General features: G+C 70.4%; 21 protein-coding genes. 6 read left to right on the forward strand and 15 right to left on the reverse strand.

Annotated elements, in window-relative coordinates; all coding sequences use genetic code 11:
• Window positions 1-25 precede the first annotated feature (25 nt).
• Entirely contained in the window at window positions 26-1,384 is a 1,359-nt protein-coding gene (locus tag EV192_RS32400) for an FAD-binding oxidoreductase (protein WP_165960736.1), read from the forward strand.
• Between the two features lie 9 nt (window positions 1,385-1,393).
• On the opposite strand, the gene sigJ is transcribed toward EV192_RS32400, so the two are convergent.
• Window positions 1,394-2,311: an RNA polymerase sigma factor SigJ gene (sigJ, locus tag EV192_RS32405; RefSeq protein WP_132122208.1), complete on the reverse strand. Its 918-nt coding sequence runs from the start codon at window positions 2,309-2,311 to the stop codon at window positions 1,394-1,396.
• Window positions 2,312-2,466: 155 nt separating this feature from the next.
• Between sigJ and EV192_RS32410 the strand changes: the two genes are divergently transcribed.
• The gene (locus tag EV192_RS32410; RefSeq protein WP_132122210.1) at window positions 2,467-2,973 is read left to right on the forward strand and encodes a carboxymuconolactone decarboxylase family protein; all 507 of its coding nucleotides are present in this window, start codon (window positions 2,467-2,469) and stop codon (window positions 2,971-2,973) included.
• Between the two features lie 29 nt (window positions 2,974-3,002).
• Here the strand turns inward: EV192_RS32410 and EV192_RS32415 are convergent, their stop codons facing one another.
• The 7 genes from EV192_RS32415 to EV192_RS32445 all read right to left on the reverse strand — a co-directional run bounded on the left by EV192_RS32415 (window position 3,003) and on the right by EV192_RS32445 (window position 11,748).
• A complete protein-coding gene (locus tag EV192_RS32415) occupies window positions 3,003-5,726 on the reverse strand; it encodes a hypothetical protein (RefSeq protein ID WP_132122212.1) in 2,724 nt (907 codons plus the stop codon).
• Between the two features lie 11 nt (window positions 5,727-5,737).
• Window positions 5,738-6,175, reverse strand: coding sequence for an RICIN domain-containing protein (locus EV192_RS32420; protein ID WP_132122214.1), 438 nt, complete (start codon window positions 6,173-6,175; stop codon window positions 5,738-5,740).
• A 127-nt stretch (window positions 6,176-6,302) separates the two neighbouring features.
• The gene (locus EV192_RS32425) at window positions 6,303-7,313 is read right to left on the reverse strand and encodes an LLM class flavin-dependent oxidoreductase (RefSeq protein ID WP_132122216.1); all 1,011 of its coding nucleotides are present in this window, start codon (window positions 7,311-7,313) and stop codon (window positions 6,303-6,305) included.
• A gap of 54 nt (window positions 7,314-7,367) precedes the next feature.
• Complete coding sequence (locus tag EV192_RS32430; protein WP_132122218.1) at window positions 7,368-8,396, reverse strand: copper resistance D family protein; 1,029 nt, start codon at window positions 8,394-8,396, stop codon at window positions 7,368-7,370.
• Window positions 8,393-9,466, reverse strand: coding sequence for a hypothetical protein (locus EV192_RS32435; protein ID WP_132122220.1), 1,074 nt, complete (start codon window positions 9,464-9,466; stop codon window positions 8,393-8,395). Before EV192_RS32435 ends, EV192_RS32430 begins: the two co-directional genes overlap by 4 nt.
• A gap of 96 nt (window positions 9,467-9,562) precedes the next feature.
• A complete protein-coding gene (locus EV192_RS32440) occupies window positions 9,563-10,210 on the reverse strand; it encodes a response regulator transcription factor (protein ID WP_132122222.1) in 648 nt (215 codons plus the stop codon).
• Entirely contained in the window at window positions 10,198-11,748 is a 1,551-nt protein-coding gene (locus tag EV192_RS32445) for a sensor histidine kinase (RefSeq protein WP_132122224.1), read from the reverse strand. Before EV192_RS32445 ends, EV192_RS32440 begins: the two co-directional genes overlap by 13 nt.
• 136 nt (window positions 11,749-11,884) lie before the next feature.
• Between EV192_RS32445 and EV192_RS32450 the strand changes: the two genes are divergently transcribed.
• A complete protein-coding gene (locus EV192_RS32450; RefSeq protein WP_132122226.1) occupies window positions 11,885-12,835 on the forward strand; it encodes an LLM class flavin-dependent oxidoreductase in 951 nt (316 codons plus the stop codon).
• 9 nt (window positions 12,836-12,844) lie between these two features.
• Window positions 12,845-13,531, forward strand: coding sequence for a winged helix-turn-helix transcriptional regulator (locus EV192_RS32455; RefSeq protein ID WP_132122228.1), 687 nt, complete (start codon window positions 12,845-12,847; stop codon window positions 13,529-13,531).
• On the opposite strand, the gene EV192_RS32460 is transcribed toward EV192_RS32455, so the two are convergent.
• From EV192_RS32460 to EV192_RS32470, 3 genes are all read right to left on the reverse strand, one after another.
• Window positions 13,518-14,780 (reverse strand): MFS transporter, encoded by a 1,263-nt coding sequence (locus EV192_RS32460; protein ID WP_132122230.1) that lies wholly within the window; start codon window positions 14,778-14,780, stop codon window positions 13,518-13,520. The two genes, EV192_RS32455 and EV192_RS32460, sit on opposite strands and share 14 nt — an antisense overlap.
• A gap of 163 nt (window positions 14,781-14,943) precedes the next feature.
• Window positions 14,944-16,419, reverse strand: a complete 1,476-nt coding sequence (locus EV192_RS32465) for an amidohydrolase family protein (RefSeq protein WP_132122232.1) — start codon at window positions 16,417-16,419, stop codon at window positions 14,944-14,946.
• 97 nt (window positions 16,420-16,516) lie between these two features.
• Window positions 16,517-17,239: a haloacid dehalogenase type II gene (locus EV192_RS32470; RefSeq protein ID WP_243727219.1), complete on the reverse strand. Its 723-nt coding sequence runs from the start codon at window positions 17,237-17,239 to the stop codon at window positions 16,517-16,519.
• A 67-nt stretch (window positions 17,240-17,306) separates the two neighbouring features.
• Here EV192_RS32470 and EV192_RS32475 point away from each other — a divergent pair, with 67 nt between their 5' ends.
• Entirely contained in the window at window positions 17,307-17,996 is a 690-nt protein-coding gene (locus tag EV192_RS32475) for a response regulator transcription factor (RefSeq protein ID WP_132122234.1), read from the forward strand.
• Window positions 17,993-19,429, forward strand: coding sequence for a sensor histidine kinase (locus EV192_RS32480; protein WP_132122236.1), 1,437 nt, complete (start codon window positions 17,993-17,995; stop codon window positions 19,427-19,429). Before EV192_RS32475 ends, EV192_RS32480 begins: the two co-directional genes overlap by 4 nt.
• On the opposite strand, the gene EV192_RS32485 is transcribed toward EV192_RS32480, so the two are convergent.
• Genes EV192_RS32485 through EV192_RS32500 form a run of 4 tightly spaced genes read right to left on the reverse strand, consistent with a single transcriptional unit; the run spans window position 19,404 to window position 22,844 of the window.
• A complete protein-coding gene (locus EV192_RS32485; RefSeq protein ID WP_132122238.1) occupies window positions 19,404-20,600 on the reverse strand; it encodes an ABC transporter permease in 1,197 nt (398 codons plus the stop codon). The two genes, EV192_RS32480 and EV192_RS32485, sit on opposite strands and share 26 nt — an antisense overlap.
• Entirely contained in the window at window positions 20,597-21,277 is a 681-nt protein-coding gene (locus EV192_RS32490; RefSeq protein WP_132122240.1) for an ABC transporter ATP-binding protein, read from the reverse strand. Before EV192_RS32490 ends, EV192_RS32485 begins: the two co-directional genes overlap by 4 nt.
• Window positions 21,274-22,365 (reverse strand): peptidoglycan-binding protein, encoded by a 1,092-nt coding sequence (locus EV192_RS32495; protein WP_132122242.1) that lies wholly within the window; start codon window positions 22,363-22,365, stop codon window positions 21,274-21,276. Before EV192_RS32495 ends, EV192_RS32490 begins: the two co-directional genes overlap by 4 nt.
• On the reverse strand, window positions 22,362-22,844 hold the full coding sequence (locus tag EV192_RS32500) for a hypothetical protein (RefSeq protein ID WP_132122244.1): 483 nt from the start codon (window positions 22,842-22,844) through the stop codon (window positions 22,362-22,364). Before EV192_RS32500 ends, EV192_RS32495 begins: the two co-directional genes overlap by 4 nt.
• Window positions 22,845-22,943: the final 99 nt, after the last annotated feature.

A 22,943-nucleotide genomic window follows, 5' to 3' on the forward strand; every position in this document is an offset into this window, starting at 1 on the left:
GGACCTTGCTGGAGGACACACCCCCATGGACACCTCGCTCGACACCGGCCCTTTCCAGGGTGACCTGGTCCGCCCCGGCGACCCCGGCTACGAGCAGGCACGCAAGGTCTGGAACCTGGCGGTCGACCGGCACCCGGCCGGCGTGGCCCGCTGTCATACCACCGAGGACGTCGTGGCCGCACTGGATCTCGCGCGGCGCGCGAACCTCGCGGTGTCCGTACGCGGCGGCGGACACAGCTTTCCCGGTTTCTCCACCACCGATGGCGGGCTGGTGCTCGATCTCAGCCCGATGCACAGGATCCTCGTTGACGCCGCCGACCGGATCGCCACAGTTCAGCCCGGCGTCCGATGGGGCCAACTCACCGATGCGACCGCCGCCCACGGGCTGGTCGGTGTCGGCGGACACGTGGCCGACGTGGGTGTCATCGGCCTGTTGCTCGGCGGCGGGAACGGCTGGCTCGTCCGTTCCTTCGGCCTCGCGTGCGACAACCTGGTGTCGGCCGAGGTGGTCACCGCCGACGGCCAGGTGGTGACGGCGAACGCCGACGAGAACCCGGACTTGTTCTGGGGGTTACGCGGTGGCGGCGGCAACTTCGGCATCGTCACCCAGGCCACCCTGCGTCTGCACCCGCTGACGGACCTGCTCGGCGGGATGCTCCTGTACCGGCTGGAAGACGCTGCCGAAGTGCTGCGTTTCATCGCCACGTTCGACGCGCCCACCGACCTCAACGTCGCTCCGGCGATCCTCGCCGCGCCCGAAGCCCCGTTCGTCCCCGTGGACCTGCACGGCAAGCCCGTGCTGGCGGTCGCCGTCTGCTATGTCGGCGCCATCGCCGACGGCGAACAGGCGCTCGTGCCACTACGGGCACTGATGACCCCGGTCGCGGACCTGGTCCAGCCCACGTCCTTCCGGGACCTGCAGCACTTCTTCGACCCCCAGGGCGAGAGCACCCCGTATCACATGCGCTCGCACATCGGCGGCCCGATCACCGACGACCTCATCGCCGCCATGCTCGACTTCGGTGGCCGCTTCACCTCGCCCGGCAACATCACGCTACTGCTCCCGATGGGCGGTGCAGCGGCCGCCGTCCCGCCGGACGCCACCGCGTTCCGGCACCGCGACGGCTCGTACGTGATGGAGATCGCGGCCGCGTGGCAGCCGGACGACCCGGCACCCGACACCCATCGGTCCTGGGCCGACGGACTCTGGGCGGCGGCCCGGCCATGGGCGACCGGAGTGGAGGTCAACCACCTCGCCGACGAGGGACTGGACCGGGTCCGGGCCGCCTACGGCGACAACTTCCCACGGCTCGCCGAACTCAAACGCACCTGGGACCCACAGAACGTCTTCCACCTCAACCAGAACATCCCGCCCGCTGGATGACGGCGGGTGTCACTCCGTTGTCCAGGGCCGGAGTTTCTCGGGGTTGCGGACCGCCCAGATGTGTTTGATCTTCTCTCCGGTGACGTCGAACGCCATCACCGTCAAGGTGCGGCCCTCGTGCTGAACCACCAGACCGGGCTGACCGTTGACCGTGCGTTCCAGGAGCGTCAAGTCGGGCACCAGGCCGGCGAAGTCGACCAGCGCGCGGGCGACCTGCTCGCCGCCGTCGATCGGGTGCAGCTTGGCGGGCACGACGCCGCCGCCGTCGCTGATCACGGTGGCGTCCGGGTCGAGCAGGCCGATGAGGGCGTTGATGTCCTTGGCTTCCCATGCCTGCTTGAAGTTCCGGACGATGGCGGCGCTCCGCGCCGCCGGCGTCGTGGGTGCCTGCGATGTGCGGATGCGGCGACGGGCCGAGGAGGCGAGCTGGCGGCAGGCCGCCGGGGAGCGGCCGACGATCTCGGCGACGTCGGTGAACGGGTAGCGGAACACGTCGTGCAGGATGAACGTGACGCGCTCGGCCGGGGTCATCGCTTCGAGCAGGACAAGGAAGGCCATGCTGACCGACTCGTCGAGGGTGATTCGGTCGGCCGGGTCGGCGGTACCTGACCATTCGGCGTGGTCAGGCAGTGGCTCCGGGATCCATTCGCCCACGTAGCTTTCCCGCCGGACCCGGGCCGAGCCGAGCAGGTCGAGGCAGACCCGGCTGGCGACCGTGGTCAGCCAGCCACCGGGCGACTCGATGGCGTCCCGCTGCCGCGGGGACATGGCGTACCAGCGGGTGTAGGTCTCCTGGACGACATCCTCGGCGTCGGCCAGGGAGCCGAGCATCCGGTAGGCGAGATTGATCAGCTGACGCCGCTCGCTCACGACCGCGGGCAGGCTGGGGTCGGGCTGGGCGTGTCCTGACTCGGGTGGGGTGGTCATGGCTCCCTCTCCTCGCGTGTGCCCTCACCTGTTCGACGAAACACGGCACCGAACTGTGACGTGGCGCCCACCTGACCTGGCGGCCTCACATTCCGCGGGCCTGGGTCGTCGGACTGGTGACACACAACCGAGACCCCGGAAAAGGAAGACTCGCCATGTCCACACCCACGACCAGCAAGCAGGACAACCAACGGTCGCGTCTGCCCGACCCTACCCAGTTGATTCCCGAGGTGGCGGAGGTCGCCGCGGCCACCGTCAAGGCCATCGCCAACGGTTCGATTCCGCAGACCACCATCGGCCTGGTCCAGCTGCGCGCCGGCCAGATCGTCGGCAGCACCTACCACACCGTCGCGCGAACAGACAGCCTCCGCGAAGCCGGCGAAACAGAACAGCGCATCACCGCCGTAGCGTCATGGCGGGACGCCCCCTTCTTCACCGACGCCGAACGGGTCGCGCTGGAACTCGTGGAGGCCGTCCTCACCCCGAACCCCTCCGGCCAGCGCGTTCCCGACGAGCTGGTCGCCCGAGCGTCCGCCCACTACGACGACAAGGCGCTCTGGACGCTCACCCTGGTGATCAGCCAGATCTTCTACTTCATCCCGGTCGCCCTCATCGCCCAGCCCATCCCCGGTATGCCCTTCGGACAGAACTACACCAGGTGACACCCGCCAGGCCCAGGCCCTGCACTGCCCTACAAGAGATCGAGGTTGACAGTGCGGTTCATCTCGGCGATCCGTTGGGCGTGGTAACGGATGCTCGGGTGGATGTCCCGGGCGTCCGGTGGCAGGGCTTGGGCCTGGTCCTTGATTTTGTCGGTCAGGGCTTGCTGGTCTTCGCGGGTCAGCTTGAGGACCGCGCCGGTGACGCTGGCCGCGCCAAGCACCCGCAGACCGCCGTACGCGTCCCGCAGGCCGTTGAGTTCGTGGCGGTCAGGGCCGAGTACTCCGTACAGGCGGGTTTCGGTGCCGATCAACGCAGCCGCACCGCCGGGATAGTCGGCCTCCTGGCCGATGGTGTAGACGATCCGGGTGAAGGTGGCCGGGCGGTCCTGGGCGTCGGTGGTGCGGAAGCGGCCGTCGGTGGTGTAGCGGACGGTGACGGGTAGGTCGGTGGTCCGGATGGTGGCGTCCCAGATGGGAAGTGCGAAGGCGCCGATCTCGGGCAGTGTGTTGCGCCGGTTGAACCCGCCGTTGACGAAACTGAGATCCCGTTCGATCTCCGCCCGGCGCGCCCGGTCGGCGTCGTTCCACTGTAGACGGAGGCCCTTCGGGTCGAGTGCGCCCGGTGGCCCCTGGGGGTAGTCGGTCCCGAGCTTCGCCCGGCGTGCTCCCCAAGTGACCTGCCGGGTGGCATAACGTGCTTGCTCCACTTCGGACGCTCCACCCGCGCCGCCACCGACGACAAGCAGTTCGTCGGTGGGCCGATAGCTGGCGCTGGTGTTCTCCCCGCCGAACTGGACGCGGTGCTCTCGGACCAGTGCGTCCAGCCGGGCCAGTACCGTGGCCGACAGTGTGCCGCGGTCAACGGGTTCTCCCGTGCTGGTCAGGATGACGTCAGTGGTGACCGGGTGGACCGAGTACGGCGAATCAGGCTCCGGCACGAACCTGGGGTCACGGTAGCCGGCGGGCAGGAAGCCGAGCCGGGCCCGCAGTGTGGGGTCCAGGGTGGCCGGGTCGACCTGTGTCCCGGACGGGTCGTAGGTCGCCTGAGTGCCCGGGTCCACCGAGTACCCGGTGTCCGGGTCGGACACCCGCCGTTCGGTGGGCCGGCCCTGGGGGTCAAGGAGAAACGGGTCGTAGAGCTTCTGCGGTATGCCATCGACATTGCGGACGCCGAGCAGCCAGCTGGTCTCCGCGGGCAGCTGGCCGGTGTAGACGTGTCCGGCCGGGTCAAGGACGTGGATGTCACCCGACGGGTCGACCGCGGTCTGGTAGCCGGTCCGCGGGTCGACGAAGGTGCGGCCGGCGAGGCTCACTGCCTGCGGGATCCTGGCTGGCCCAAGCCCGGTCGCCAGGTCCAGCGAGTGCGCGTACAGCTCCCGGCCGTCGCTGGTCGTCAAGCGGTAGCGCGCGCCCGCGGGCCAGCTCGCGCCGGCAGGTTTGGTTTCGACCTTGGTTGCCAGTGTCCGGTAAGTGGGCATGCCCGCCAGCGCTCGGGCCACGCCGACCGCCCGGCCGAACGCGGTGGAGAAGACGAAGTCGTCGCGGTCCTCGGCGAAATCGGCCGGCTGGAACGGAGCGCCTGGCAGCTCGTTGTCCATCGCGGGCTGGGTGAGCCGGAAGTCCCCCAGGTTGTTGACCACGCCGGAGCCGCTGGCCACGGCCAGCACCGAAGGCGTGTCACCACTGGTGTTCGTCAGCGGGGGCAGGGTGAGGTAGTCGACGGTGGCCGCCCACCCGCTGCCGACGATCACGTGTGGGATGACAGGCAGGTTGGGGTACTTGGCGTTGAGCGAGTTGGTCAGGTCGGCGTCCGCGTCGGCTCGTTGGGCGATCGTCTGGTCCGCCGCGGCCCGCAAGGCCCGGTGCTGGCAGTCCCGCTCGGCGCGGATGTCACGGAGTGCTGCCTGTGAGTCCGTCTTTCCGGCGAGGGCCAACACTTTGTCGAGGCTGGCGGCCGAGTCCGGGCGCAGTGCGCGGATCGACGCGGCGCGTGCCTCGGCGGCGGCAGTGCCGACCAGGGGTGCGTTGCCCGCCATCTGGTGCACCGGGTGCTCGGGATCCTGGTCGAGCAGGCCCAGCGCCATCGCCTCGCCCAGCGCGACGTTCTTCACCTTGGCGTCGGCCCGCGGCAGTTGGTCACCCAGCAGCTTCAGCGCGGTGACCTGGCCGAAATCCTTGGGGCTGAACGGTATTCGGCCATCTGGGCCGGCGGTGGTCAGCACGCCTTCGGTCAGCCCGCTGGTGACGTCTGGTCGCCGCTGGTTCGCTCGGTCGGTGACGACGACGGCGACCTCGGTGAGCCGGGCGGCGACCGCGTGCCGGATCAGGTCGGCCGCTGCCCGGTCAGAGACGCGTACCACGGCCTCGTCAGGGCCGAGCATGTGGACGGTCGCCACCGGCGCGTACGGCAGGCCACCGGGCATGCGCACCGGCTCCACCCGGATCGTGAAGGCGCTTGGGCCGTTCGGGATGACCACGTGGCCGTCCACAACCTGTGCGCCTGGCGGAAGTGCACCGCCTGTCAGGGCGGATTCGATGGCAGCAGCCGTGCGGGCGGCGCTTGCCTGGCTGAGTTCCTTGCCACCGAAGTCGAGCCCGGCCGATGCGTGCGCGATCGGCCCTGCGCCGGCACAGGCGTCCACGGGGGCGAGGGCACGAGCCGTCGGCGGGCGTGGTCCAGTGAGCAGGATGCCGGCCGCACACCACAGGACGAGCGCACGCAACCACCATCGGGAACTATGGCGCACCTGCATGAACTCCTTGACTACTGTTGCTCGGCGATCCACGACTCGGTGGGATAGCTGTCACAGCTGGTGGTGTAGACGTATCCGTCGCCGTCGGCCAGGCAGGCCCCGGTGTACGGGTTGAACAACCAGTTGCGGTCCTGGTCGTCCCACTGCTGCCGCGGGTTGCCGTCGCACTCGACCGCGACTGCGTCGCCGTTGCCGTTGTTCTGGAGGCACAGGCCGGTCATGGGATTTTGGGCCGACCCCGAGCCGTTGGAAAGCCAAGTCTGGTTCGGCGCGCCAGTGCAGGGGTTCGCGTAGAGGTCTCCGCCGTCCTGAACCTCCAGGCAGTTGTCGGTGTCGACGTTGCGGAGCTGGACGGGGTAGAGCGGCAGGGTTGCCGCCGTGGCCGCCGGCGCCGCGGCACCGGCAGCCACCACAGCGGCCAGACCGACCAGAACCCTGGACAGACGCATGGAAACACCTTCCGGATCGGGGCGGGCCGGCGACCACACCTCCCACCATTCCTAACATCGGTGGGAACGCCGCAACACCAACGCCACTCGATCGTGTGCCACCGGCACGGGCGTCCAAAAAGGACGTCTAGCAGCCGGCGACCAGGTCGGTGACGAGCTCGTAGGAGTGAACGCGTTCGTTGTGGTCGTGCACGATCGTGATCACCATCAGCTCGTCGGCGCCGGTCTGGGTGAGCAGATCGGATATCCTGCGCCGCACCACGTCCGGGCCGCCGATGATCCTGGTGTCGAGGTACTCACGGACCAGTTCCCGTTCCTCAGGGGTGTACGGATAGTCCGCGGCCTCCTGCGGGCTGGCGTACGGGTCCTGCCGAAAACCCCCGCGCAGCCGAAGCATGGTCAAGGCGAGTGGCGTGCCCAGCCACCTGGCCCGCTCGTCGTTGTCGGCGGCGAGCACCATCGCGCAGACGATGACGTACGGACTGGCCAGTTGTGCGGACGGGCGGAAGTTCTCGCGGTAGGCCGCCAGTGCCGGCAAGGTGCCGTCGGCGTTCAGGTGGTGGGCGTACGCGAACGGCAGCCCGAGTGCGCCTGCCGTCCTGGCACTGTTCGAGCTGCTGCCGAGCATCCAGATCGGCGGCTGGTTGCCCGGCGCGGGCACCGCGATGATCGGCTGACTGCCCACGTCACGCTGGAAGTACGCGATCAACTCGGACACCTGTGCCGGGAACTCCGCCGCCGCAGGCGGGTCGTTGGACCAGCGCAGCAACCGCGCGGTGGCTGGATCGGTGCCGGGACCTCGACCGATGCCGAGGTCGATCCGCCCTGGGTGCAACGCCTCCAGTGTCCCGAACTGCTCGGCGACCAGCAGCGTCGGGTGGTTGGGCAGCATCACCCCACCGGCACCGACTCGCAGGGTGGTGGTCGCGTCCGCGACGTGTCCGATCAGGACCGCGGGCGACGAACTGGCGATACAGGCCGTGTTGTGGTGTTCGGCGAGCCAGTACCGCAGGTATCCGAGCCGCTCGACCCGCCTGGCGAGGTCGAGCATGTTGCGCAGCGCCTGGGTCGGCGGTGAGCCACTCATCACCGGTGCGAGGTCCAGCACGGACAGCGGAACATTGGACGTCATGGTCATGATCGATGTGCCCTCCCCCAGCCGAGCATAGCCTCGCGGGAGAGCAATGAGCACCTAGCCGCCGATCACGGGGGCGCGGACCAGGACGGCGGCCAGGCCGTAGGCCACGCCCATCACGCCGAGTTCCAGGGCGGCGAGGGTGCCGATGGCGGCGGGTTGCTGGCGGCGGAGCCTGGGCAGCAACGCGAACCGGGTGCGCGCGCCGAGCAGCCCGGCCGCCAGGATGGCCGCGACCTTGAGCAGCACGATCCGGCCGTACCCGGTGTCGAACAACGCGGCGTACCAGTGCACCCCAGGCGTTTCGTACAGCACGAACCAGCCGTTGAACGCGCCGGTGCCGGCGGTCAGGAACACGCAGGCCGTGGCGAGCAGTGAATACCGGGGCAGCACGTCCGCCAGTAGCGCGCGGTCGGCCACCATCAACATGATCACCGCGAGCAGGCCGCCGGTCCACAGCACGGCGGTGATCACATGCAGGTGCATGGAGATCGTGTTGATGCCGCGCAAACCGGGTCCGGTGGGCGCGGCGTGACCGGTGGCCGCCAGCGGCAGCAGCGCGAAGACCGCCACCCCGATCCGCAGCTCGGCCGGCACCGACTCGCCGTACCGCACCGCGAACAGCCCGATCACGAGATATCCCAGCACGCACCCGGCTACGATCAGCAGGGCGTTTCCGGAACCGATATTCGTTACGTACCAACCGATCTCGCCGAACGTGACCGGCCGGCCGGGGAACACGTCCGCGGTCTCCAAAGCCAGCGACGCCAGTGTGCCGGCCAGCCACACCGCGGCCGCGATCACCGCCCATCGCCTGGCCCTGGCCAGCACGCGGGCGCTGCCTTCGCGCGGCCGCAGCCCGACCAGCAACGGCAGGATGCTCAGCCCGACCGTGGTCACCGCCGCCAGGTCGAGGACGGCCTTGGCCACCGGCAGCCCGACGACCACGGCCGGAGGCGGCGTGACGACGCCGGGCAGCGATCCGTCCGCGGTCAGTGCGAGCCCGGCGAGCACCCCCGCCAGCGCGCCGACGCCGGTCCAGCCGAACAGCGCGTAGCGCGGCGCGCCGGTCTCGATCGTGTTCACCGGGCCGTCGGGGTGGTCTCGTGGGACACCGCGGGCTCGACACCCGCCCCGCCGAGCGCGCCGGCGCCAGGCAGCAGCAACGCGGCGAACAACAGCCCAAGCAGGCCCGCGACGACCGGCATGCCGGTCCAGAACTCGACGACGCCGGGCAGCCTGCCTGCCTCGATGAACCCGACGGCGAAGAACACGGCCCACGTGACGACCGGGGCCAACGCGCCGAACGCCCAGAACGCCCGCCGCCGCGACGGCCCGGGCCGCAGGCGCATCGCCAGCAGGTCGACGCCGAGCCCGCACAGCACGACCGTGACGAGCACCATCGGCGTACGCAGCACCGCGGCCTGTACGCCGAACACCGCGTACATGATGGTCGCGGTGCCGAATGGGATCGTCCAGCGGCGCCCGATGATCAGCAGCGGGAACAGCAGCGCTACGTTCGTCACGATCAGCTCCAGCGCCACGCTCGACGCACCCGAACCCTTGCCGTCCCGGTCGAGCGCGTCGACGACGCGATCCGGGGTGAGCAACAGCATGTTCCCGTACTGCAGCAGCACCATGATGGCCGCGCCGGCGAAGGCGAGGCCGAGCATCGCCGGCAGCAACCGGCGCGTCGACGGGGCGTCCGGTATCGCCGGATCCGTCAGCGCGTCCCGCAACGGGCTGGTGAAGATCAGGCTGAGCGCGGTGATCAACAGCAGGTGCGTCGGGCTGAACAGGATGCGGGTGTTCTGTTCGATCCCGAAGATCGTGTGCCAGGCCAGGTCGCCGGCGCCGGCGACGAGGAACAGCGCGACACCGGCCACGCCGAGCCCGTAGCCGGTGGGGATGGCGTCGAACCCGCGCCGCCCGGCCATCAGGTTGCGCCGGACGATCCAGCCCACCCACGCCGCTGTGGCGAGAAACCCCGAATAGAGCGCGGCGTGCCACGGCGTGAAGAAGGTCTCCAGTTTGCGAATGTTGTTGTGCGCCAACACATCTGCCAGCACGCCGCCGAGTAGCCACGTGCTGAACAAGACGGTGAGCAGATTGGCGGCATTTCCGGCGCGGGGCCGCGTGGCGGCGTTGTCGGACATCGCATCAGCGTGGCAGGAGCGCTTTCCGCGCACAGTGGGGCAAGTCGCCCCATTCCCGGCGGAAAACCGACCCCGCTGGTGCGGTTGTCCGCACCCTCACCCGTTGAGGTACCGCAACACGGCGAGCACGCGCCGGTGGTCGTCGGCGCTCGCGGCCAGGCCGAGTTTGGTGAAGATGGCGGTGCAGTGCTTTTCCACGGTGCGTTCGGCGACCGCGAGCCGCTGGCCGATGGCGCGGTTGGTCCGCCCCTCGGCCATCAGCATCAGCACCGCGCGTTCCCGTTCGGACAGCGTGTCCAGGGGGTCGGCGGCGCCGCGGTGCCGGTCGACGAGCTGCCCGATCACCTGCGGGTCGAGCGCCGAGCCACCCTCGCCGACCCGGCGCACCGCGGCGGCGAACTCGCCGATGTCCGACACCCGGTCCTTCAGCAGGTACCCGACACCGGCCGCGCCGCCCGCCAGGAGTTCCACCGTGTAGCTGACCCGAACGTACTGGGACAACACGAGCACGCCGATGTTCGGATGGCGCCGGCGCAGCACCCCGGCGGCCCGCAGGCCCTCGTCGGTCCTGGTGGGTGGCATCCGGATGTCGACGACGGCGACGTCCGGTTGCAGGCGCGCGGCCTCGGCCAGCAGCGCGTCCGCGTCGCCGACAGTGGCCACCACATCGAATCCCGACTCCGCCAGCAACCGGGCCAGTCCCTCGCGCAGCAGCGTGGAGTCCTCGGCGATCACGACGCGCACGGCAGCTCCGCGGTGATCGTGGTGCCGCCGCCGGATGGGCACGCGATCGCCAACCGGCCGCCCAGCGCCTCCACCCGGTCGGCGAGGCCGACGAGGCCGGAGCCGGCGGCGGGGTCCGCGCCGCCACACCCGTCGTCGTGCACCCGGACGGTGAGGCAGCCTGCGTCCCGGTGGACCGTCACGCCGACGCGATCGGTGCCCGCGTGCTTGACGACGTTCGCCAACGCCTCGGCCACGACGTAGTAGGCGGCGGACTCCACGCCCGGCGCCAACACCCCGTCGACCACGACGTCGAGATCGACGTGGATCGGCGCGGTGTCGGCCAGTTCCCGCAGCGCGCCGGGCAGGCCACGCTCGGTCAGGACCGGCGGGTGGATGCCCTGGCAGAGCGCGCGCAGTTCGGCCAGCGACGCCAACACCGTGGCCTTCGCCTCGGTGACCAGTCCCCCGTCCGGTGTCTGTTCGGCGCGGCCCAGCAGCATGACGGCGGCCAGCAGGCGCTCCTGGACGCCGTCGTGCAGGTCGCGTTCGACGCGGCGACGGCCCGTGTCGGCGGCGTGCGCCAGCCGGGTTCGCGACGCGGCCAGTTCCCGCAGTCGGGCGTGCAGGTCGGCCTGCAGCCGCTCGTTCTCCAGCGCCAGCGCCGCCGCCGCGCAGGTGGCCTCGACCAACTCCGGTTCCTCCACCAGGGCGACGTCATGTTCGAGCAGGGCGATGTGCCGGCCGCCCCGGTCGATGTGGGTGACCGCCCGCCCCGCGCCGTGCGGCCCGACCGGGTCGCCGTCGGCGTCAACGTACGCCCCACGGGCTGTCGACCAGAACGCGAGCCGCACGCAGGGGTCGTGCAGGGCCACGGCGAGTTCCTCGGTGAGCCGGGTGACCTGGCGCGTTTCGCTCAACCGCACCACCAGGCCGGCCACGTCCGCGCGGTCCAGTCGCCGGCGAAGCAGCCCGACCAGGTAGGCGATCGGGATCAGCGGCAGCGACCACCGCGACGCCTCCCTGATAACGGCGCTACCGAAGAACGCCATGTGCTTCGTGTCGATCGCGAACAGGCCGGCGACCACCACGAAGCCGCTGAACGCGGGCGCGATGAGGCGCCGCTGGGTGGGCGTCGCCCGCCACCAGTGCACGACCTGTGCCACCACCACGGCGGCGGCCAGGGCGAACTCGGAGGTCACGAGACCGATCCGGGGCGACGGCAGCCAGCCGAACACGGCTCTAGGTGCGGCGTTGGTAAGGGCGAGGTAGAGGTAGATCAGCAGCACGAGGGCCCGGCGCCACAGCGAACCCAGCCGCCCGGTCGGGAACGCCATCGCCAGATGGGCGACCACGCCCACCCACAGGTTCGCCAGGATGGCGAACGGCGGCAGGTAGCTGTCGGAGATCAGTGGCTCGACGAACCTGAACAGGAAGCAGACACCGACGGCCACCATCAGCGGACCGACCCGATTGCGCGGCCGCACCCGCCACCCCGTGACGCCGGCGCCGACGAACAACACAACCGTGAGGACGTCCGACACATCCATGTGTCTCATGACACCACCCCACCCCTGGTCGGTGCGCGACGAACGCGGCCAAGCGTACGTGGATCGCCAACCAGTCGGCGGAGTCGACATCGACTTCCCGTATTAGTATCTTGTACTTCAAATTCAAGAAGTACATGGAGGCGTCGTGACCGGACCACAGATCGGCTACCTGCTGCCCACCCGTGACCAGGCCGTTCGGGGCAGCCACGAACTGGATCCGCTGATCCAGCAGGCGCGGCTCGCTGAAACGCTGGGATTCGACTCCGTCTGGGCCGGCGACAGCCCGCTGGCTCGGCCCCGCGCCGATCCGCTGCTGGTCCTGACCGCCGCGGCCGCCGTCACGCAACGGGTCACGCTCGGCACCGCGGTGCTGCTGGCCGCGTTACGTCACCCGATCCTGCTGGCTCACCAACTGGCCACTTTGGACCGACTGGCCGACGGGCGGCTGGTCGCCGGTATGGGCGCCGGGTTCCCGCATCCGAGCACCGAAGCCGAGTTCGCGGCCGTGGGGATCGACTTCGCGCGTCGGGTCAGCCGGCTGACCGAGTCGATCGACGCGATGCGTCTACTGTGGACTTCAGACGCGGTGTCGTTCCAGGGCCGGCACTTCGACTTTCGCGACGTGACCTTGATGCCCCGGCCGGTCCGGGCGGGCGGCCCACCCATCTGGCTGGCCGGATCGGGAGAGCCGGCGCTGCGACGAGTCGCCCGACTCGCCGACGGCTGGCTGCCCTACTCACCCACCGCCCAGGCCTATGCGCACGAGTGTGCCAGCCTCCAGCACACCGCGCGACCCGTCACGCCGGCCCTCTACGCGACGGTGTGCCTTGACGAGGACTCCCAACGAGCCCGTCATCGCCTACGGGTGGGTGTCGAGCGCTACTACAACACACCCCTCGAAGTCATCGAGTCGATCCAGGCGATGTTCGCCGGCACCGCCCAGGACGCCGCCGCCTGGCTGCACGGGTACGCCGAGGCCGGCGCCCGTCACATCGTGATCCGCTTCGTCGTCGACGACCACACCGCGGCCCTTGAGGAGTTCGCCGACCAGGTGCTCGCCCTGCCGACGTTCAGAAACAGGAAGCTTGAAGCCTAGAATAAGGAAGTGGACCATCGAACGTACAACCAGTACTGCGCCACCGCGCGAACACTGGACCTCGTCGGCGAGCGCTGGACACTGCTGCTCGTCCGCGAGTTGCTGACCGGTCCCAAGCGGTTCGGGGATCTGCAGAAAAGCCTGCGGGGCATGGGCACGGGCCTGCTGGCGGCCCGGATGAAACACCTCGAACGGGAAGGACTTGCGCACAAGATCGTCCTCCCCGCACCGGCCCACACCCCGGCGTACGCCCTGACCGAGGCCGGCTTGGAACTCGGGCCGGCGGTGCTGGCCTTGGCCCGGTGGGGCACGAAATGGGCGATGGGTGAGCGGCGCGCGGGCGAGACGTTCCACCCTGGCTGGGCGGTGCTGGGCATGGAGGCGTACTTCGACGCCGACGCCGCGGCCGGCGTGCGCGCTGTCTACGAGTTCCGCGTCGGCGAGGAGGTGTTCCACGCCCGCGTCGACAACGGCACGATCGACGCCCTGTACGGTCCGGCCCAGCAACCGGACGCGGTGATCACGACCACCGACGACACGCTCGCCGAACTGGCTGAGGGCCGGACAACTCTCGCCGAGGCGATCAGGAACAACACCGTCTCGGCATCCGGCGACAAGCAGGCGATACGCCAGTTGCGCACACTTTTCCGCAGGCCGCGTGCTGCCTGGCGCGGTTGTGGACCTACTGGAACGTGAACTCGCCCGCGTGCTGCGGGACCCAGAACGCGACCACCGCGGTGAGCAGCGTGGTGACGACGAGGAAGCCGAACGCCGCGGTGTACGAGAAGTGGTCAGCCAGCACGCCCATCACGAACGGGGCGACCGCGCCGGCCACCTGGCCGCCGAAGTTCATGATCCCCGCGCCAAGCCCGGCCACCGCCGGCGGCAGCACTCGCAGCGGGAGGCCGAAGACGCACATGGTCGCCAGGCCGGACACGCCCGAGGCGAGCGTCTCGTACAGCGTGAACTCGCCCGTGCTGCCGGCGGCGGTCATCAGCACCAGCAGCACGGCGGTCGCCACGGAGATCGTGCCCAGGTACCACCGCGCCCGGTCGTGGAAGTACCGGTCGAACAGCCAGCCGCCGAGGATCGTGGTGCCGACGCTGACCAGCATCGGGATCGCGGCGAGCAGCCCGGTCGTGTCCAGCGCCAGGTGTCTGGCCTCGATGAGGTAGCTCGGCACCCAGGTGACGAGGCCGTAGCTCAGCATGTTCAGGACGCAGAACAGCAGCGCGAACTTCCACACCAGTGGCGAGCGAACCACCTGCGCGCGCGTGATCCCTTGCGGTGCAGCCGATTCCTGGCGCAGCACGGTGAGCCGTTGGGGCAACGGCCGGGGCAGGATCGCCCACACCGCGACGCCGAGCACCGCGCCGCAACCGGCGATCCACAGGAACGTCTCCCGCCAGCCGACGGCCATCAACAACGGGCCGACGACGAGCGGCGCCAGCCCGGCGCCGATGCCGCCGGCGGACATCATCACGCCCGTCGTGGTCGCGCGGTTGTCCGGCGTGGTCCGTTCCGCGATCGCCTTGATCGACGCGGCCGGGAAGCAGCCCTGACAGACACCGAACAGCCCGCGGATCACCAGCAGCATCCCGAACGTGCCGGCCATTCCGGTGAGCGCGGTGAACAGCGACCACATCACCAGGGTGACCAGCATCGGCCCGCGTGACCCGAACCGGTCGGCCAGGTAGCCCGCGGGGATCTGGCACACCATGTACACCAACGCGAACACGGTGACCAGCCAGCCCTGCGACGTCTTGTCCAGACCGAACTCGTGCCCGATCACGGGCAGCGCCATGCTGATCGAGAACCGGTCGACGTAGTCCACCGACCACGCGAACAGCATGACTACCATGGTCAGCAACGCCGTCCGGTTGATCCGGCGAGGTGTCCAGAGGTCGGCGCTGTCCACTGTGCTCTCCGATCCGACCGACGTCATCGTCGGCACCTCCGTCCGGTCCGTGGGGACGCAAGAGCTGGCCGTCCCAGTGTGACCATCGGGCGGGCATCGGGATTCGTGCGCCGCGACGAAGCATCGACCGTTTTTCCGTTCGCGCGAACGACCTCCAGAAGCGGAGAACGTGCCTACTCCGCCGCGGTCATCAGCGCGGCTCACCTCGCAGCGGCCGCCCCGGCAATGCGTCCGCGCGCAGTTCCCCGTCCGTGATCACGGGGACTCCGGCGACGAACAGGTGCCGGACGCCGACCGACGGCCGGGTGGGATCGGTGTACGTGGCTGTGTCGGTGATCGTCCCGGGATCGAGCACCACCAGGTCGGCGTCCGCACCAACGTCAAGCCGTCCTTTACGCCGCGCCGCCGGGGCGACGTCGTCGAGCACCCGCGCGGGCAGATAGGAACAGCGACGGAACGCCTCCAGCCACGTCCAGGCCCCTGTCTCACGCACCATCAGCCGCAGCGCACGGGCGAACGTCCCCGCGGTGCGGGGATGGGTCGACCCACCGGGCGGCAGCGGCCATTCCGTGCTCTCGTGGATGCCGTCCGCCCAGAACACCGGCATGGCATCACTGGCCACGATGGCGTCCGGGTACGCCAGCGACTCGTGCAGCAGCGCGCGATCAGCGGAAACACGCTCGTCCAGGAACTCCAGGACACACGGCGCGCCCGGGTCAACGCGCCGCAGTTCGCGCAGGCGAGCCTCGTCCGCGACGCGTTCACCGGACTCGAGCATCACCACGCTGGACGGGCCAAGCCCCTTCATCCGCAACCGTTCCGGGTCGATGAACGCGGCCCCGACCGCCGTACTGCCCGCGCCGTACGGGTACGCCTCCACAGTAACCCGCGACCCTTCCCGCCGCGACCGGTCCAATGTGGTCAGTACCCGTTCGATGTGCCGTCCGGACGTGCTGTTCACGTGGCAGTGGTGCATCGCCGCGCCCGTTTCGGCCGCGGCCATCGCGATCTCCGACGACCCGTCGACCGGGATGGCCGGATCGACCTCGACCAGCTCACGCACATGCGTGTAGGTCGGCACGCCAGCGTTCGCGGCAAGACGGGCGACGGCAAGGAACTCGGCCGGTTCGGTGAACGGCGCGTACCCCATCAGCACACCGATACCCAGCGCCCCCACAGCCAACTCACCGTCCAAAAGGGACAACCAGGCGGCGAGCTCGGTCGGCGACGAGGACCGTTGCCACGCCGGGTTGCCCAGTACCGCCAGGCTGCTCTCGATCCGCGCGTCCGGCTTGATCCCGGCGAGCACCTGGGCCCGTGCCGCACCCCATGACGCGGAGAAACCGTAGTTCAACGGTCTCCCGGCAGCGGCCGCCTCGGCGTACGCCCGCGCCAACGGCATCAGGCCGGCCTCCAGTTCGAGCGCCGTGGTGACCCCGTCCATCGCCTGCAGCCGCTGCCCGGCGATCGAGTGCACATGGCTGTGCAGATCCACGAACCCCGGCCCGACCACCAGCCCGGTGACGTCGACGACCTCGGTTCCCGGCTCGGGCGTCAGCCCTGGGCCGACCGCGGTGACCTCGTCGCCGGTCACCAGGACGTCGGCGACGCCGTCGAAGCCGCCGGCCGGATCGACCACCCGGCCGCCACGCAAAAGTGTCCGCATTCTGCCAACCTACGGTGCGGGCAGGCGGATTCATTCGTCCGTGTCGACGAACCCAGCGCGGAGTGTCTGTTGACCGGCACAAAGCCAGGCCCAGCGCTCAGCAGCCGAGCGCCTCCGCGAGTTCGACGAACCCGGTGACCGAGAGATCGCTGGTGGCGTCGGCGGCCCGATCGGCGGCGCGGTGTGGGCCTTTCTCCTGTGGACGTTCGAGAAAGGCGGTGCGCAGGCCCGCGTCCCGGGCGCCGTCGAGGTCCCAGGCGTGTGCGGCGACCATCAGCACGCGCTCGGGCAGCACGTCGAGCAGCGCGACAGCGGTGCGGTACGGCCGGGGATCCGGTTTGTAGGCGCGGGCGAGTTCGGCGGACAGCACACAGTCGAAGGGCAGGTTCGCCGCCTTGACCAGGTGCGTGATCAGCGCGAAGCCGCCGTTGGACAAGGCGGCCAGCACGTACCGGCGGCGCAGCCGGGTCAGCCCCTCGACCGCGTCCGGCCAGGCGGGCAGGCGGTGCCAGGCCAGCACCAGCTGCCGGCGTGCCTCTTCGTCGAACAGATCGCCCAACTGCTGGGTTTCCAGCAGGTCGTCGAGTGATTCGCGATGCAGGGTGTCGAGGTACGCCCAGTCGCGCTCGCCGTCGTTCACCCGTCGCATCGACGGGAGGTAGCGGTCGCGCCAAGCGTCGGCGAAAGCCTCCGCGTCCAGCCGGACTCCCTGGCGCGTGGCGATTTCGTCGACCTGCCGGGCGACTCCGGTGTGCCAGTCGACAGTCGTGCCGAAGATGTCGAAGGCCAGTACCACGATCTCGTCGTTCATCCCGGGCATGCCTTCACCGTACCGGGGGAACCAGCCGGTCCCGACGTCAAAGTTGCTTCGGCTACCGTGGGCTGTCGTGAGTCGGGTGTTGCTGGTCGAGGACGATGGTGCGCTGGCCGAGGCGTTGTCGCTGGCGCTGGGTGGGTTGGGGCACGAGGTCGCGGTGGCCGGGTCGGGTGAGCAGGCGCTGCGGCTGTTGTTCGACGGGCCGGGCGACGTGGACGTGGTGCTGCTGGACGTGATGCTGCCCGGTGTGGACGGTTTCGAGGTGTGCCGTCGCGTCCGCGCCCACAGCAGGGTGCCAGTGATCCTCCTCACCGCGCGGGGCGACCCGATCGACGTGGTGGTCGGGTTGGAGGGCGGTGCGGACGACTACGTGGTCAAGCCCGCCGAGCCGCGCGTCATCGATGCCCGCATGAAGGCGGTGTTGCGGCGCGCGGCGCCCGCGCCGGCATCTGACGACCGGGTGCTGCGGGTCGGTCAGCTGGAGATCGACTCGGCGGGGATGGTGGTCCGGCGGGACGGCGCGGAGTTGAGCCTCACCGCCACCGAGTTGCGGCTGCTGCTGGAGTTCGCCGGCCATCCCGGGCAGGTGCTGAGCCGGCAGGTGCTGTTGAAGCGGGTCTGGGACTACGGCTATGTGGGCGATTCGCGGCTGGTGGACGCGGCGGTGGCCCGGCTGCGGGCGAAGATCGAGGTGGACGCGGGCAACCCGACGCTGCTGCGGACCGTGCGGGGTCTCGGGTATCGCCTGGTGGTGGCGTGACGCGAGGGTGGCCGCGGATCGGGTTGCGGGCCCGGGTCATCGTCGCGGTGGTGCTGCTCACAGTCACCACGACCGCGGCGGTGGCGTTCGCGGCGTACGTGGTGCAGTCGACCCAGACCACTGATCGGTTCACGGCCGCCGCCAAGGCGGACATCTCCTCGGATGTGAACCAGGCGAAGGCCCAGCTGCGGTCCACATCGGACCGGGTCGCCGTCGTGTCCGCGTACATGCAGGGCAGGCAGGGTGTGTCGTGGGCGCTGATCGACTTCGGGTCACCCGGGCACGTCGTCGAGCACGACGGCCGGTTCACCGTCCTGACCCGGATCAGCGCGGACACGTTGGTGGCGGTCGATCTGCCGGCCGCGCTGGTCGGCGAGGCGCTGGCCGGTGGCGTGGCGGCCCAGGCGTTGGACACCTCGACCAGGGCGCCGGTGCTGGCCGTCGTCGCCAGGGTGGACTCCGACCTGGTGCTCGCGGAGTTCTACAACCGGCAGCCGTTGCGGGCCGAGTTGACCACGCTGGCGCGCACCCTTGCGGTGATCGCCTTGGTGGTCGGTGTCCTGGGGGTCGTGGCCGCGCTGGTCGCGGCGAACCGGATTCAGCGCCCGGTGCGCCTGGTCGCTGTCGCCGCGCGCAAGTTGGGCGACGGTGCGCTGGACACGCGCCTTCCGGTGCGCGGACGCGACGAACTGGCCGAGCTGACCCGGTCCTTCAACGCGATGGCGCATCGGCTCGGCGAGTCGATCGAGCAGTTGCAGGCCAAGGACCGGCAGCAGCGACGGTTCGTCGCCGATGTGGCACACGACCTGCGCACACCTGTGGCCGCCATGGTCGCGGCCGTCGACGGCCTGCAACACCCCGAAGCCGACGCGCAAGCGCGGTCCGCACGGCTGCTGGGTGCTCAGGCGCGGCGGCTGGCCACGCTGGTCGAGGACCTGTTGGAGATCTCCCGTTTCGACGCCGGGGTCGCGGAGCTGCGGCCCGAGCCGGTGGACCTGCACGACCTGGTGCAGGACGCCATCGCCATGACCGCGGGCTCCGCGGACGTCTCGCTGCGCGCGGACGGGGATGTCACGGTGGTCGGTGATCCACGCCGGGTCCACACGATCGCCCGTAACCTGCTGGTCAACGCGCTACGTCACGGCGCGGAGCCGATCACGGTGACGATCGACGGAACCGGCCCGGACGTCGTCACCGTGCGAGTCGCCGACTCCGGGCCCGGGATCCGCGACGACCTCATGCCGATTCTGTTCGACCGGTTCGTCCGTGGCGACCAGGCCCGCACCGCGACCGAAGGCAGCGGGCTCGGCCTAGCCATCGCGCGGGAGAACGCGACCGTGCACGGCGGTCGGCTCGACGTCCACAACGCCGATGGCGCCGTGTTCACCCTGACCCTCCCGCGCGCCGTCAGGCCAGTGCCTCGGTCGGTGTGAGCCGGGCGGCCCGCATCGCCGGATACACCCCGGCCAGCACACCGAGCAGCGCGGCCACGCCCACCCCGCCGATCAGGGCCGCCGGCGGGAACACCGCCGGCCACTGCTGGCTCAACGCGTAGGCGGCCGTGGCGGACATACCCAGCAGCACGCCCACGACGCCGCCGAGCCCGGACAGCAGCACCGACTCAGTGAGGAACTGTCCGCGCACCTGTCGTCTGGTCGCGCCGAGCGCACGCCGCAGGCCGATCTCGCGTCGGCGCTCCAGCACCGCGATGATCATCGTGTTGGCCACGCCGACGCCGCCGACCAGCAACGCCACCCCGCCCAGGCCGAGGAACAAACTGTGGTAGCTGTCCTCGGCGAGCCGCCCGGCGGCCAGCGCGTCCGACGGGCGGCTGACCTTGACCTGACCCGGCCGTTCCGGATTGGCCGTTCGGGCCAGTACGCCCCGTACCTGCTCCACCTCCGAATCGACCGACCGGAGATAGATCGTGCCCGGGTGCCCGCCGAAACCCAGCCGTTGCCGGGCGGCGGTCCAGCCGACCAGCGCGGCCCGCTCGATCTCCGGCGCCAGCGGCATGGCACCGAGGATCCCGACGACGGTGAACCACTGACCGCCGATCCACACCTGCGGCGCCGCCATCCCCGGCGACAGGCGGTCGATGCCCAGCCTGGTCGCGGTCACCGACCCCAGCACCACAGTCGGGTGCCGCTCAGTGGTCGGGTTCAGGAACGTTCCACTGTCGACGCTGCCACGCAACACGTCCAGCAGGTCGGGGGTGGCCGCGAACACCGGGATCCCCTCCTGCGGTGCGACGCGGTCGGTGCGGCGCACCGTCTCCTCGACCTGGCCGACGGCCGAGGCCGAGGTCACCGGGCCGATCCGGCGCACCATCGCCACCGCGGTCTCCGGCAGGTCCGCGTCGGCGCCGGTGACGGTCTGGCCCGCCTGCGCGGTCAGCAGGTTGGCGCCGAGCGCGGCGATCCGGTCCCGCAACGCCTGCGCGCTGGACGACGGAATGCTCACCACCGCGACCATCGCGGCCACACCGATCGCGATCCCCAACGCCGACAACACCGCCCGCAACGGCCGGGTGCGGGTTCCCAACGCCCCCAACCGGAACACGTCCCACGGGCGCAACCGGCTCGGCCTCGGCAAGGTCGTCATCGCGGGCTCCCGGTGTCCAGGTGGAGCGTGCCGTCCAACATCTCCACCCGGCGCGGCACGCTCGCGGCGATCTGCCGGTCGTGGGTGATGATCACGATCGTGGTACCGGCCGCGTTCAGCTCGACCAGCAGCCGCAGGATCTCCGCCCCGGTGTGGCTGTCCAGGTTTCCGGTCGGCTCGTCGGCCAACACGATCGCCGGCCGGGTCACCACCGCGCGGGCGATCGCGACCCGCTGGCGTTCCCCGCCGGACAGCTCGCTCGGCGCGTGCCCCGCGCGATGCGCCAACCCGACCCGCTCCAGCGCTTCCAACGCCGTCGTGCGCCGCCGCCGCGCGGGCACCCCGGCGTACATCAGCCCGGCCGCCACGTTGTCCGCCGCCGACAAGCCTTCGGTCAGGAAGAACTGCTGGAAGACGAACCCGATCCACCGCGACCGCAGCGCCGACAGCCGCCGGTCGGGCAGCGTGGCCACGTCGTGCCCACGTACCTCGACCACGCCGTCCGTCGGAGTGTCCAATGTGCCCATCACGTGCAGCAGCGTCGACTTCCCGGAACCGGACGGGCCGACGATCGCCAGCAGCTCGCCGTCCTCGACGCGCAGCGACACGTCCCGAAGCGCGCGCACGTCGCCCGGGTAGGTCTTGCTCGCGTTCCGGACGTTCAGCACGGGGGTCACGACGTGGTCACCACCCGCATGCCCGCACGCAACTCCGGCGCCGACACCTCGACCCGACCGTTGGCGAACAACCCTGGCCGGACCGCCATCAGCCGCCGTCCGCCGACGTCGGCGATCTCCACCGCGTAGCCACCCTCGGCCAGCGCCACCAACGCGCCCACCGGCACCACCAGCACACCCGGCTTGCTCGCGGTGGTGAACCGCACACTCACCGAGCCCGCGTCCGGCCCGGCCGCCGCCGGATCGTCCGGTGTGACCGTGGCGAGGAACTTCGGCTGCTGCCCCGACCCGCCAGTGTCCGGTGTGGACGATCCGGAGTCGACCACCGGCGCGACCGCCCGCACCGTGCCGTGCGTCGACCGGTCGTCGATCGTCAACTCCACCTTCTCCCCCGGCTTGGCCAGATCCCGCTGGTCGGCCTTGAGCGGCACAGTGACCACGCGGTCGGTGCCGGTGTACTTCACCACCGAGGACGGGCCCTGCGCGCCCAGTTCCGCGGTCACCGCGCTGACCCGGACCGGGCCCGCGGTCACCAGCACGTCGGCCTGCCCCACCACACCGGACTCCTGACGCCCCAACGACTTCTGCCACTTCCTGACCGCCGCGGCGGTCGCCTCGGTGAACTTCCTGTCCGGCCCGCCGAACCCGCCGAACCCCAGGTAACGCAGGTTCTCCTCGACCACCATCACGTCCGGCCCGTCGGTCACCCCCGGCCCCACATCGCGGTACAGCGGGATGTCACCCACGAACAACACGATCGGCGCCGCGTCCACTTCGTACACTGTCTTTCCGCGGTCCAGCACCGTGCCCACCGCCGGCAGGCCGGTGACCGTGCCCTGCTTCCGCCCGGCCAGCACGCGTTCCGGGCCGTAGCCCATCTTCCCGTCGACAGTCCGTTGCTCGGCGAGGTCGGTGCGGACCACCTCGGCGGTCTGCGCGGCCTGCGGCCCGGACGGTGGCGTCGCGCCACCGTCGCCGACCCGCGTCAGCAGGACAACCACGCCCACACCCAACACCACCAGCACCATCAACCCGCCGGCCAGCCAACGCTGTCGACGCCGCCGTCGGGCGACCTGCGGCCCACTCATCGCGTCGGCCCTGGCTGGGGGCTGGCGCCGCACGCCATGAACGCCTTCTGGAACCGTTCGTCGTTCCACTGCTCGGCGTTGAAGCCGAACCGCTTGCCCGGCAACGGGTCCGGCATGTCATAGCCGTGCTCCCGGATGCACTTCGCCTTCTGCCGGCCCTCGTCCATCTCCTTGGCGTCCGGCGGAGTCGGCTGGCCGCCGTTGGGCAACAACGGTTCGCACGCCTTGTCGGCCTCATCCGACTTCCGGTCCCGCTCCGGGTCCGCCGCGTCCGCCGGGAGCTTCGCGTCCAAGTCGAAACCGCGCTCCCGCATACACTTCTTGTACTCGCGAACCTTGTCCTCGTCGGTCCCTGTCGACGACGCCGACGCCCCCTGCAAACCGGCGACCTTCCGGCCACCGTCATCCCCGCCGCCACACCCGGCGAGCAACGCCACCACCGCCACACCCACCGTCAGCGCACGCCACCGACCAGCCACCACCAGCACCTCCGAGATCCACACCGCCGTCAAAAAGGCGGGTTGACCTCACGCTATGGCGACGCCGTGTCGTGCCCGCGACAGCCGATCACCAGTTCC

Source organism: Actinocrispum wychmicini (genome assembly GCF_004345645.1).
Lineage (GTDB): Bacteria > Actinomycetota > Actinomycetes > Mycobacteriales > Pseudonocardiaceae > Kibdelosporangium > Kibdelosporangium wychmicini.

Coding starts and splice junctions, on each gene's coding strand:
- EV192_RS32410 (WP_132122210.1), top strand. CDS start 2,467: ATGTCCACACCCACGACCAGCAAGCAGGACAACCAACGGTCGCGTCTG.
- EV192_RS32435 (WP_132122220.1), bottom strand. CDS start 9,466: ATGTCCGACAACGCCGCCACGCGGCCCCGCGCCGGAAATGCCGCCAAT.
- EV192_RS32420 (WP_132122214.1), bottom strand. CDS start 6,175: ATGCGTCTGTCCAGGGTTCTGGTCGGTCTGGCCGCTGTGGTGGCTGCC.
- EV192_RS32445 (WP_132122224.1), bottom strand. CDS start 11,748: ATGAGACACATGGATGTGTCGGACGTCCTCACGGTTGTGTTGTTCGTC.
- EV192_RS32415 (WP_132122212.1), bottom strand. CDS start 5,726: ATGCAGGTGCGCCATAGTTCCCGATGGTGGTTGCGTGCGCTCGTCCTG.
- EV192_RS32470 (WP_243727219.1), bottom strand. CDS start 17,239: ATGCCCGGGATGAACGACGAGATCGTGGTACTGGCCTTCGACATCTTC.
- EV192_RS32400 (WP_165960736.1), top strand. CDS start 26: ATGGACACCTCGCTCGACACCGGCCCTTTCCAGGGTGACCTGGTCCGC.
- EV192_RS32485 (WP_132122238.1), bottom strand. CDS start 20,600: ATGACGACCTTGCCGAGGCCGAGCCGGTTGCGCCCGTGGGACGTGTTC.
- sigJ (WP_132122208.1), bottom strand. CDS start 2,311: ATGACCACCCCACCCGAGTCAGGACACGCCCAGCCCGACCCCAGCCTG.
- EV192_RS32425 (WP_132122216.1), bottom strand. CDS start 7,313: ATGACCATGACGTCCAATGTTCCGCTGTCCGTGCTGGACCTCGCACCG.
- EV192_RS32465 (WP_132122232.1), bottom strand. CDS start 16,419: ATGCGGACACTTTTGCGTGGCGGCCGGGTGGTCGATCCGGCCGGCGGC.
- EV192_RS32460 (WP_132122230.1), bottom strand. CDS start 14,780: ATGACGTCGGTCGGATCGGAGAGCACAGTGGACAGCGCCGACCTCTGG.
- EV192_RS32495 (WP_132122242.1), bottom strand. CDS start 22,365: ATGAGTGGGCCGCAGGTCGCCCGACGGCGGCGTCGACAGCGTTGGCTG.